The following is a 455-nucleotide window of genomic DNA, read 5'->3' as shown; positions in this document are numbered from 1 at the left end:
GGATGCCCGCATCGACGGCCAGCTGGACGGCGGTGGCGCCGGCCTCGACGTCCATCGGCGCAAAGACGATCGCGTCGAAGCCTTGGGTGATCATCGTCTCGAACTGGTCCTGCTGCACCAGCGCGTCATAGCGGCCGTCAAAGATGGTCAGCTCGACCATGCCGGATTCGACCGCCGGGTGCTTTTCACCCGCCGCCGACCACAGCTGCATGAACTCGGCATTCAGGCCATAGGCGGCCATGCCGATCTTGATCGGGTCGTCCTGCGCCTGCGCCGCGCCCAGACCCAGGCCAAGCGCCAATGCGCTGGCCGTCATCATCATCTTCGTCGTCATCTGGTTTCCTCCCTCGGTGACACCATGTCCCGGCACGCGCCGGATCTCAGTCTTCGGTCTTGCGGGACCGGTCCAGCATGACGGCGGCCACGATCAGCGCCCCCTTGATCACCTGCTGGTA

1 protein-coding gene is annotated in these 455 nt (G+C 65.3%); it reads right to left on the bottom strand.

The window, feature by feature from the left end:
- Nucleotides 1–334, bottom strand: a 334-nt coding sequence (locus tag TW83_RS13545) for a substrate-binding domain-containing protein (RefSeq protein WP_045983305.1), incomplete at its 3' end; no start/stop codon positions are given.
- Nucleotides 335–455 lie beyond the last annotated feature (121 nt).

It is taken from the genome of Paracoccus sp. S4493 (assembly GCF_000967735.1).
GTDB lineage: Bacteria > Pseudomonadota > Alphaproteobacteria > Rhodobacterales > Rhodobacteraceae > Paracoccus > Paracoccus marcusii.
The sequence above is the reverse complement of the archived record's forward strand: the minus strand, read 5'-3'. Positions and strand labels throughout refer to the sequence as shown.